This window comes from Xenorhabdus sp. PR6a (assembly GCF_028599065.1).
GTDB lineage: Bacteria > Pseudomonadota > Gammaproteobacteria > Enterobacterales > Enterobacteriaceae > Xenorhabdus > Xenorhabdus doucetiae.
Genome location: NZ_JAQRFJ010000081.1, coordinates 1 through 11,496, shown reverse-complemented (window position 1 = coordinate 11,496; position 11,496 = coordinate 1). Strand labels below are relative to the sequence as shown.

10 protein-coding genes are annotated in these 11,496 nt (G+C 41.3%); 4 read left to right on the top strand and 6 right to left on the bottom strand.

What is annotated here, in order from left to right; genetic code table 11:
* Positions 1–153: 153 nt before the first annotated feature.
* A complete protein-coding gene (rlmA, locus tag PSI15_RS15975; RefSeq protein ID WP_273584390.1) occupies positions 154–963 on the bottom strand; it encodes a 23S rRNA (guanine(745)-N(1))-methyltransferase in 810 nt (269 codons plus the stop codon).
* Between the two features lie 159 nt (positions 964–1,122).
* On the opposite strand from rlmA, the gene PSI15_RS15970 reads away from it, so the two are divergent.
* A complete protein-coding gene (locus PSI15_RS15970; RefSeq protein WP_273584389.1) occupies positions 1,123–1,677 on the top strand; it encodes a GNAT family N-acetyltransferase in 555 nt (184 codons plus the stop codon).
* 9 nt (positions 1,678–1,686) lie between these two features.
* On the opposite strand, the gene PSI15_RS15965 is transcribed toward PSI15_RS15970, so the two are convergent.
* The 4 genes from PSI15_RS15965 to uhpT form a co-directional block, all read right to left on the bottom strand.
* Complete coding sequence (locus tag PSI15_RS15965; protein ID WP_273584388.1) at positions 1,687–3,021, bottom strand: MFS transporter; 1,335 nt, start codon at positions 3,019–3,021, stop codon at positions 1,687–1,689.
* A gap of 8 nt (positions 3,022–3,029) precedes the next feature.
* Positions 3,030–4,553, bottom strand: a complete 1,524-nt coding sequence (gene uhpB / locus PSI15_RS15960) for a signal transduction histidine-protein kinase/phosphatase UhpB (protein WP_273584387.1) — start codon at positions 4,551–4,553, stop codon at positions 3,030–3,032.
* Positions 4,553–5,161, bottom strand: a complete 609-nt coding sequence (uhpA, locus tag PSI15_RS15955; protein ID WP_273584391.1) for a transcriptional regulator UhpA — start codon at positions 5,159–5,161, stop codon at positions 4,553–4,555. Before uhpA ends, uhpB begins: the two co-directional genes overlap by 1 nt.
* Before the next feature lie 210 nt (positions 5,162–5,371).
* Positions 5,372–6,748, bottom strand: a complete 1,377-nt coding sequence (gene uhpT / locus PSI15_RS15950) for a hexose-6-phosphate:phosphate antiporter (protein WP_273584386.1) — start codon at positions 6,746–6,748, stop codon at positions 5,372–5,374.
* Between the two features lie 769 nt (positions 6,749–7,517).
* Between uhpT and PSI15_RS15945 the strand changes: the two genes are divergently transcribed.
* On the top strand, positions 7,518–8,270 hold the full coding sequence (locus tag PSI15_RS15945; protein ID WP_045970165.1) for a M48 family metallopeptidase: 753 nt from the start codon (positions 7,518–7,520) through the stop codon (positions 8,268–8,270).
* Positions 8,271–8,372: 102 nt separating this feature from the next.
* On the opposite strand, the gene PSI15_RS15940 is transcribed toward PSI15_RS15945, so the two are convergent.
* Positions 8,373–9,047 (bottom strand): hypothetical protein, encoded by a 675-nt coding sequence (locus tag PSI15_RS15940; RefSeq protein ID WP_273584385.1) that lies wholly within the window; start codon positions 9,045–9,047, stop codon positions 8,373–8,375.
* A 464-nt stretch (positions 9,048–9,511) separates the two neighbouring features.
* Between PSI15_RS15940 and PSI15_RS15935 the strand changes: the two genes are divergently transcribed.
* Together PSI15_RS15935 and PSI15_RS15930 are read left to right on the top strand one after the other, a co-directional pair.
* The gene (locus tag PSI15_RS15935; protein WP_273584384.1) at positions 9,512–10,453 is read left to right on the top strand and encodes a Kdo(2)-lipid IV(A) acyltransferase; all 942 of its coding nucleotides are present in this window, start codon (positions 9,512–9,514) and stop codon (positions 10,451–10,453) included.
* A 405-nt stretch (positions 10,454–10,858) separates the two neighbouring features.
* Positions 10,859–11,491 carry a LysE family translocator gene (locus PSI15_RS15930; protein ID WP_273584383.1) on the top strand — a complete coding sequence of 211 codons (633 nt, stop codon included), beginning with the start codon at positions 10,859–10,861 and terminating at the stop codon, positions 11,489–11,491.
* Positions 11,492–11,496: the final 5 nt, after the last annotated feature.

Genomic DNA, 11,496 nt, shown 5'->3' with positions numbered 1-11,496 from the left:
GAATAAGCCATTATTTATTGCCAATACTCTCACTTTCGAATGGCAGCTTTATTAACTGTACATACGCCGGAATATCGTTCGCCATATTCCGGCATTGCTTTCCCTTGCCACTACACTTATACAGTTTAATCCGATCACAGTCGTTTTTTATTATCAGATGCGTCGATATACTTTTAACGTGAAATCGGCTTCACAATTAAACTGTTCTTTCGACATTAACTGCGTTTTCACTTCGTCTGATGCCCGCCAGGCAAAAGGCGTCATCTGCAATAAATGATGAGCTTGTTCACCACTCAATGACATAGCGTAGGCCAAGGTTTCAGTTGAAATTAATTCAAACGCTTCCCACTGTTCATGATTTTCAGGATGCAAATGCACTTCCTGATAAATCAGCTCCTTCAATTGATACAGATGGCGAGGCCCCGGCGTTACCGTCAGCACAATACCCGCTGTTTTTACTACCCTGGCCAATTCCGCGGCCTTGCAAGGAGCATAAATCCGCAAGATACCATCCAGTGAGCTATCCGCAAATGGCAGCCGATGGCTGGATGCCACGCAAAAATTAACCTCAGGATAACGCTTGGCACCGTAACGAACGGCAACTTTCGCCACATCCAATCCATATACCGCCAATTTCCACTGCAACTGTTCCTGCACTGCGGCGGTGTAATAACCTTCACCACAACCAATATCCAGCAAAGTTTCCGCGCGTTCGGGTAAATATGCGTTAAGCAACTCAATCGTTTTTTGTTGCAGTGCCCGATAATGGCCTGAATGCAGAAACGCCCTTCTTGCTTGCATCATCTCCACACTATCACCAGGTTCTTTTGAGCGTTTATGCTGCACAGGCAGTAAATTAACATACCCTTCTTTTGCGCAATCAAACTGATGATTGTTTTCGCAACACCATTGATGGTGGGAAAACAGTAATGGAGAGTGACATAAAGGACATTGATAAGACATAACATTTCGATAGGTAGGAAAAATCAGGGGCGCACTATAACATATTTTTGTTCCCCATTATTTTACTAAGCTAAAGAAATTGAATTGACTATTTTCAGCGCTAAATCTATTGCCTCACATTACCGCTAAATAACATTTTGTTTACAATGTGAGGGTCAGATGCCATACCATGATCTCGAAACCCAACGGCTGCTATTAAAAAAACGGGCTGATGACGATGCCACTCAAATCCAGCAAAAATTTCCTCATTGGGATATCGTCAAATACCTTGACAGCCACGCAGTCCCTTGGCCTTATCCCGATGATGGCGCAGAATATTTTGTAAAAAAAGTCGCTCTTCCCGCCATACGATCAGGAAAATCCTGGTTATGGTCTATTCGCGTAAAAAAACAGCCTGATGAGCTTATTGGTGTGATTGGGTTATATGATAAATCAGATAATAACCGAGGATTCTGGCTTTCTTTAGCGCAGCAAGGGCAAGGATTGATGCGGGAAGCCTGTGAAAAAGTGACGGATTATTGGTTTCACGTACTGGGACAAACCGTCCTCAGAACACAAAAAGCCGGCATTAACCAAAGATCAAAAAAAATTTCATTGGCACAAGGGGAAAGACTGATAAAAGTTGAAGAAAAAGACTATGTTTCAGGAAAGTACAACTGTGAATTCTGGGAAATAACCAAAGAAGAATGGTGTAACCGGCATTCTCTTTCTTGATAAAGATCTTTAACTATTGTTCTGCATTCTTTGCTTAGAAAATTGCGCTTGCAAAAACGGCAGTAATAATAAACCTATCATGACGGCACAGACAGAAATGGTGATAAATAGCCCCGTCCAGTGGTAATGCTTTAAAATAACCGCAAAAGGATAACCGCCAAGTGCCGCACCAGTATAAGCAAAGAGGCCAACAAACCCCGTGGCGGCTCCCGCAGCATCTTTATGGGAACATTCCGCAGCCGCCATGCCAATCAACAATTGCGGACCAAAAACGAAAAAACCAATGGTAAAAAACCCAATGGATTGAAAAATCAAACCAGTCACAGGCATCAGCCATAAAGCCGCCACGGACAAAAAAATCCCCATCGCAAATATCAAGTTCATTGGCCCACGATTACCGCCAAACACGCGATCAGATCCCCACCCTGCCACCAGCGAACCGACAAAGCCACCGACTTCAAAAAGTGACAATACCGCGTTTGCACTCACTAAATCATAATGGTGATATTCCGTCAGATAGAGATTTCCCCAATCGTTAATGACCGTACGGACGAGATAGACCAGAACGTAACTCAATGAAAGCAGCCAGATATATTTATTGCAAAAAACATAAGTTTTCAGGATTTCTCTGGTTGTTAGCCCTTGCCCTTGGTTTTCTTGTCTCTTTTCTAAATGATCATTGCGAAATTGACCAATGGTCGGCAACCCCATTGTGGTGGGCTTGTCACGTAATCGCCAACATAAAAATATTCCGGCTAAAATACCTAAACAACCTGGCACAATAAACCCTTCTCGCCAGCTAAAATGTAACATCAAAAAACTGATAAACAGTGCAATTAGCGCACTGCCTATATGGTGTGACGTATTCCATAAAGACCACCAAAAACCCCGCTCTGAGCGAGAATACCAACTGGTCAGTAATTTGGCACATGGCGGCGACCCCCATCCCTGAAACCATGCATTTAATATCCACAAAAAGGTGAACATCACAATCGAGCTGGATAGACCAAAAAAGATATTAATGATCCCTGTGGCAATTAATCCGACTCCCATGAAGTAACGCGGATTAGAACGATCAGAGATAATACCTGAAAGAAATTTAGAACAACCGTAGGTGATATAAAACAGCGTCCCAATCAGGCCGATCTCCCCTTTATCAAGGCCGAGATCGGTTATCATGGCGGGCATCGCATAATTAAAACTTTTGCGGGTAAAGTAAAATAGTGCATATCCCACATAGAGACTCAACATAATATGCAGGCGCCAATAACGATATAGTTCCCTGATTTCTTCATCAGCGAAGTGGTTATCATGTACTGGTTTGGGTTGAAAAAAGACTGTCATGATTGATCTTAAAGTTTAGGCAATATAATAGACAAATCCGTTCCCGCAGAGATCGAATCACTTTGTCGTTTTTTACTGTGAATTGAGAATCTTCCCCCGAGGGCCTGCACACGCTCCCGCATACCACGTAAACCAAATCCTTTCATATGATCTTCGGCCTTGCAGCCAACACCATTATCTCTGATCAATAAATGAATCTTTCCCTTAACAGAAAAATGCAATTCAATACGATCTGCCTGAGAATATTTCATCGCATTATTCAGGGCTTCCTGACAAAGACGATATAACGTAATCTTAGTTGTATCACTGAGTTGTTCGATGGCCATCGCGGAATCCGCTGCCCAATGAATTTCGACGAATATACCATGAGCGTTAAATTCCATATCCCGCAATAATTGTTCAATCGCCTCTTTCAAACCGAGATCATCGAGAATTTTAGGCCGCAGCCGGCTCAGTAATCCTTTCGTCGTATCATAAACATTCAGGGATAATGATTCGATCGTTTTCGCGCAGTTAGCGCTAATCGGTGCCATTTCTACCCGCTGGATAATATTCGCTTGTGTCCGAATAGCCGTAATATTCTGACCAATTTCATCATGCAGCTCACGTGCAATTTCCCGCCTTACCGACTCTTCTGCTTTCACCAATTGACGGGACAGGCTGTGATTACGATAGAGCTGGCGCTTTAACTGTGCATTCAGGTCACGCTGACGCTGCACTGCCATTCCCAACATAATTCCCGTTATTGTTTGAACCAACAGGGATAACAAGAGATCCGTGATCTCCAGATTTGAAACACCACTACGCGCGGCAATTAGGGCAATACTGTTCAACAACGTACCGACCACCGCGCCTTGCCAGCCATAACGAAAAGCCAACAGGATAATGGGGATCGCCAGACAGAATGGCGCAAAATAGCGCAACTCATTCGGCAGGCCAACCTGAATAATAATATTCAGTATAAACAATAAGGTATATAGAATAATAGGTTTCAGGTGAAACTGAATCCGCTGGGATACAAGGTTGGCAGTCAGGGGCAGCCAAATCTTTTGAAACAAATAGTGCCACACTAAATAGCACAAAGGGATCAGCATAACACCGCCAGTTAAACTCACCAAAAACGCAATGCTCAAAGCAGAATGATGATTGCTGATCGCCACCACATTGATCATGGACGTTGTCAGAATAAGACCAGCCATGACCGCGAATCGCTGGCATTGACTGCCACAATAGTAGTGCCTGGCAAACCAAACCAGAGGAACACTGGCCATACTGGCAGTCAACACGGTAAGCCATTGCGGCTGACTCATTAACAGCGCCAAACAGACAGTCAGTCCCCATTCTGAACAATAAATAACCGACCAATAACGCTTGGGTGTATGAAGTGCAATACCGAGGCGTAATGCAAAAGGAAAAAATAAGATCGCCAGTTCAGAGTCATTGACAAAATAGTAAGCGATGACCCATAAGCAAAACCACCAACAAGAAAACAGTAACCAGCCGCAAAGCGAATTGATCAAATACTGGCGCATCAGAGATCACTAGTGGCAAAATAATTCGCCAAACCAACGTTATTGGTTACCCCTAATTTACTCATCGCATTGGCGCGATGAACATGGACTGTCTTATGGCTTAATCCCAATTCAGCCGCTACCGCTTTAACATCCATGCCACTCGCCAACATCTCCCCAACTTGCCGTTCTCGTTTAGTTAAATGTTCCAATGAAGCCGGATTGCGCTTTGATGACGTCAAATTAAGGACAATGTCCGGTGTAAGATAACAGCCATTATTGGCGGTCGTCCGCACCGCCTGAACCAGCTCATCCGGGCTGCAACGTTTACTGAGATAGCCGCGTGCACCCGCCTTTAACGCATTTTCCACCATCGAAGCAGAATCATGGACACTCAGCATAATGCAGGTAATGCCAGAGGGGAGATCTTTCAGTAGTGAAAGCCCGCTTTCCTCTTTCATCGAAATATCGAGAATACAAACCGTTGCCCCCGATCCCGGTAACCCTTGCCGGGCTTCAGCGCATGAACTGAATTCACCCACCACTTCAATATCGGGCTCTAAATTCAGCAATTGAGCGAATCCCGAACGTACAACAACATGATCATCAACTAATGCTACTTTAATCATCATCATTTATTATCGAATTAAGCGTCGGATTAAACTACTCTTATTGATATCGCTACGCAACAATTCACAGTAGGTAGTTTGTAATAGGCGGTTTGTAATAGGCTATTTGCAATAAATAGAAAGTGGAACATTAGGGGAAATCAAAGCAAAGAGTAATAAAAAGATGCTACTGTGGATATACAGCAGCATCCGTACAGGGTTCAGTATGGTTTAATGCGTTTTCTTCGCTTTACGAATTTTCCGCTCTTCCGCAATAGCAACGAAAACAAGCAAGCTAAGGCATACAAATGCGGAAGCATCAAGGGCAACAAACGTCCCTTTCCAGCCTGTCAAACCAAAGATCGGCACACCGTCAGCAATCATCCCTAAACCAAGCTTAGCAAAGCTGTCACCGATTAAATAAGCAAATGTTCCTTTTACACCATCAGCCACGCTGATCGCCTTCTTCGGTACAAAACCAACCGCCGCCACACCAATCAATAATTGTGGTCCAAATACCAGGAAGCCCAGCACAAACAGCGATCCCAAGTACATGTATTCACTGGATGCGTGTTGGTAGAATTCAAGGCAGACAATAATCAAACCTAACGAAACACAGGCCACCAGAGCACGGCGGCCATTCGCCAAGTCTGACAGGTATCCCCACATTAATGTGCCTACCAATGCCCCGATTTCGAACATAGTAAAGCCAGTAATGGCGGTTTCTTTTGATTGCCCTAATTCCTGATACGCATACACGGTTGACCATTGGTCGATACCAATGCGCACGATATAGAGGAAAATATTGGCAAAACAGAGTAACCAGATGACTTTGTTTTTTAATACATACTCAACAAAGATCTCACGTTTGGTCATCTGGTTTTCTTCTGCCGCGATATCTTCTTCGCTGACAGGTTCATCAAATAACTCTTCTACCTTACCCAAACCGTAACTTTCCGGGGAGTCGCTACCATAACGCAATCCAATAAAACCAATGATCAGCGCGATAATCGACGGGAAAATAAACATCCCTATCACATGGCCATTGAAGAAATAGTTGGCACCAAAAAGCGCAACCCCGGCCGCAGCGGCACCACCGGCATTATGTGAGATATTCCAAACACCCAGATAGGTTCCACGCTTGTTACGCGGCGTCCATTTCGTAATAGTAGAATAGCTGGCAGGCCCGCCGATACTTTGGAAAAAGCCACTTAACGCATAAAACGCCACCATCAGGAAAATGCTGATGCTGGAACTCCCCATACTCATGCTGAACCCTAGCATGGCGATACCAGACAGGATCAGCATAAAGGGCAAGAATTGTTTGGTGTTTTTGCCATCCGCATAATAAGCAACGACGGTTTTACCTATCCCGTAAGTAATCGAAAAACCTAACCCTATCAACCCCAGTTGCGTCATCGACAAACCGTAAGTCGATATCATATCGTTTTGGGCGATGTTAAAGTTTTTACGTACCAAGTACATCGCCATATAGCCAATAAAAACCACCAGATACGACTGTATAAAGGGTTTGAACCACATTTTACGGCGCACTTCCACTGGAAGATCCAGCGTTGGCTTGCGAATTTGTTCTAGAATCTTAAGCATTTGAAATCCTTAGATAACCACGAGAAAAAGGGCCTTTTTGAAGCAGGTGAAAATAAAAAAGGCAAATCGCAAGAAAGCGATACTCTTCGTAGATATATTTTTCGTAAATATAATTTTCGCAGATGCAGATATAGTTATTATCTGGTCAGTTTAAAAAACTAGAGGAAGGTTGGCTTGAGCTAAGGTCTTAGTTGAGTTAGGAATATTTCCTAGTTTTGTACTATTCGGGCATAAAGCGTGAAAGTAATCACACTTTTTGCTCAGTCAGTAAAGGGCAAAGTAAGAGTTATTTCGGGGATCATAGATTCGTTAGCACACAATCATGCAGTGAACTTACTGTGAGCTGAAGTTCTTGCTGGCGATTTTGCCAATCTTCTCCACATCCACTCAAATAGGTCTCGCGCGCATCTGCGGGGGCGAAGACCAACAACCACAGCCGAACCATGAAGGTAGACAGCTACCAGCGATGCCGCTAATCACTTTTGAACAATCAACAGTGCTTTATCTGCTTCGGCAGGAATAGTCACTAAACAGCTCATCTTGGTTAAAGGCTTCCAAAATAATTAATTAAGCGAAAAATTATTTGGTTAAGTCAATTTAAGTCCAATTATTATACTTATTATTTGTTTTTTTTATTAAAAACGTTATCAAATTCACATAATCATAAATATTGGGGTTTATTCCTATTATTATTTTTAGCAGAATTTATCGTCTTTTAATGCTCTTAAAACATTATAGTTGCATGTATTACAAAGGAAAAAATAACATTATGAAAATGAAAGCTCTTGTTGCGGTAGCTGTTTCTACTGTGATTCTGACAGGTTGTAAAAATCTCGATCAAGGAATGCTGGTTCACTCCGGAATGCAATTATTTCAGGCGGCGACGCTGAGTGATTCTGATGTCAGACAGATAACTGACCAAGCATGTAAGGAGATGGATGCACAGAATAAAATTGCACCAGCATCCAGCCAGTACACTAAGCGTCTGAACAAAATCGCCAAAGCCTTAGGTAACGAAGTTGACGGTACTCCCGTTAACTATAAAGTTTACCTGACTAAGGATGTGAACGCATGGGCAATGGCTAACGGTTGTGTGCGTGTATACAGCGGCCTGATGGACATGATGAACGACAACGAAGTTGAAGGTGTTCTGGGTCATGAAATGGGTCACGTTGCGCTGGGCCATTCCCGTAAGGCAATACAAGTTGCTTATGCCGCCGTTGCTGCACGCACCGCAGTTGCATCAGCCGGTGGAGTAGCAAAACAACTAAGCGACTCTCAGCTTGCAGAATTGGGTGAAAAACTGATCAACTCGCAGTTCTCACAGCATCAGGAAAGTCAGGCTGATGACTTCTCCTATGATCGACTGAAAAAACGCGGTATCAAAACTGAAGGTTTAGCAACCAGCTTCGAGAAACTGGCTAAACTGGGCAGTAGTGAAACCAGCATGTTTGATTCACATCCGCCTTCACAGGAACGTGCTCAACACATTCGTGATCGTATCATTGCAGACAAGAAATAATAAGTTCTGTACAGATTGTAGCGGTGTCAGTGGCACCGCTTTTTTATTCATAACTGAATAAAGGTTATGCTATCAAACATTGACAATCAAAACGGTCACTTATTAGTAGAGTCCGGTTTTAACAGCAACATTAGTTAAGTAATGTCTTAAATTATTTGGCCTGGGTATCTCTTTTATCCTGGAATGGCCATCCCTGCTCGCTCTCCTATACATATTATCAATTAAACTATCAACGAGTTGAGGAAACATTTCTTTATTTAAAGCCCCACAAATAGAATGATATAAAAGACCACCACAATTCGGTTTAAATATAAATAATTTGCTACTATCCCAAACGATAACTCCCACGTGATTACTCTGCGATTTGTAACTGTTATAATGATAACCAGGGTGAGAGCTACGGTTATTATCATTATCAATACGCACCATAGATAATATACCATAGCCATTTTGTTCATTTATGCTTACATTTTCTGATAACCTAAGATAATCATCCTGTGATTCACGCTGTTGTTTTTTTATAATATATTGATACATGCTTTTATCATCATGTGAAAATGAATGCCTCAGTTTATCTATATATATTCTTGCAAAATTGAATGACATCTCTGGACATAGTATATCTGAATGTCTTTTAAAGATTAAGTGTGATAAAAGACAAAAACTAATACCAAAACATAATCCTTTTCCTATATTATAATTAGGATTTCGAAGGTATCTTTGATCAAAATGAAAAAATTCATTTATATTAGGATGGCCTATCTCTGTTTGGGCCATACATTCATTCATAACAATTAACTTTAATATACCTTTTATCTTTCAAATTGCAGATTAGTTAACTGCGAGATGAGAACAATTCCCGAACACCAACATGCAATTATCCTATGTTCTTGGAAGTTTGTTCTGCTGCCAAAACTTGAAATCCACGACGCTTGTAACGCTATACTAGGATTAGCATCGTTACAATTAGAATTACAAATCTTTAATATTAATATAAAGGCATAGCGACAAAAGTAATTTCCTGAATTTCGATGACAAAAAATAAAAAACTTCAATGATCGCCCCATTGATGGCTGGATATCATAACGAAAACGGCCGTTAGCGGATAGTGATTTATGTTTTCCTTCACGCCAGTATCGTGAGATGATAACGACAATATATTTCGATATTCCACTAAAAAGTGTCACAATACGCCAAGATAACTTTTAGAGCCTATCTTAGGCATCAACTACTGAAAACACATGATACAAGCACCTCCTTTTCATCGTTCATTTTTACATCCCCGCTACTGGCTGACCTGGCTAGGTATCGGCATACTTTATTTACTGGTTTTATTGCCTTATCCCGTGATTTACTGGATAGGCACCCGACTTGGCCGATTATCAATGCGTTTTTTAAAAAAACGGGCTAAAGTTGCAGAGCGCAATCTGACTCTTTGTTTCCCCGATATGCCAGCAGAGAAACGGCATGAATGGCTAGTCAAAAATTTCGAATCGGTTGGAATGGGCGTGTTTGAAACTGGCATGGCCTGGTTTTGGCCTGACTGGAGGATCAAGCATTGGTTCAAAGTCACTGGACGGGAACATATCCAAAAAGTGCAATCCACAGGCCAAGGAATTATCGTCATTGGTATCCACTTTCTAACACTGGAATTAGGCGCGCGTATTTTTGGCATGCTCAATCCAGGTATTGGTGTTTATCGTCCAAATGACAATCCTGTCATAGATTGGCTACAAACTTGGGGACGGCTCCGTTCCAATAAATACATGCTGGACAGGAAAGATGTTAAGGGTATGATCCGATGCCTGAAAAATGGTGAAATTGTCTGGTACGCTCCTGATCACGATTACGGCCCACGCAACAGCGTATTTGCCCCACTATTCGCGGTTGAACATGCTGCAACCACGACCGGAACTTCAATTCTCGTCCGTTTAGCCAAACCTGCTCTGCTCCCTTTTACGCCCCGAAGATTAGCCAATGGAGAGGGATATGAATTAATTATTCAACCCGCCGTGGAAAATTTTCCGTTACAAGATGAAGGAGAAGCAGCAACATTTATGAATAAGGTGATCGAAAAAGAAATTATGCAGTCTCCTGATCAATATATGTGGTTGCATCGTCGTTTCAAAACTCGTCCCGACGGTATGCCATCTTTGTATGGTGACAACGATAATATTCACTGATAAACACAATCCGGCTGTTATTTTCCAAGTAACAGCCAATACCCTCCGCTCAAATGTTATAAATCTCCATTGCCGAGTCAGAAATACTCAAGAAAAGCTTATTATCTCTGTATTAATATTTTGTTTTTATTGAATAAGATCCCAGTTTTGCAATAAATATTGCATACGCTTTTTATTCAGAGTTCACATATGGATTACCTTAATTTATTATAATCATTAGAGGGTTCATATCATCAAGGTGGGATTCCACTTTGCTCAAGTATGATCCGTCTGATAGATATTGATAACTTTATCCATTCAATACTCTTTTCTTGATAGGTGCTGATAACCATTCAGTGTGATTTTAAAATTTAAAGTGTATTGTTTTTAACCAAAAAACCAATTAAAAATACGAGATCTTGCCCTATGCCTTCTATAGAAACACTTATTACATTTATCAGTATTTCAACTTTCCTGTGCTTCTTGCCTGGCCCTGACAATATTTTAGTTTTAAGTCAATCTGCAATAAATGGACGAAAATCTGGAGTATTAATTACCCTTGGCTTATGTATTGGATTAATAATACATACATCTTTAGTTGCACTAGGAGTTTCAGCACTATTACGATCCAATACGGTAATCTTTGAAATTATCAAATTATTTGGTGCATTTTATTTAAGTTATCTGGCTTGGGGTGCTTTTAAAGCCAAACCTATTCAGGTTAAAGGCAATACTGAAAATTTTAACGATAATAAAAAACTTATTAAAAAAGGTTTGATAATGAACTTATCGAATCCCAAAGTTATTATTTTCTTTCTGGCTTTCTTTCCTCAATTTACCACTAATAATGTGAATGCCATTCCAGTCTCTCTGCAACTATTATGTCTAGGTTTACTATTTGTTTGTATTGCTTTTATTGTATTTGCACTAATATCCTATTTGTCCGGCTTTTTAAATAGTGCTATATCCAATAACCCATCAATACAAACTGCCCTTAATAAAATTACATGTTTAATATTTATAGCATTAGCTGTTAACTTACTGATTAGTCAGTTTTAAACCGT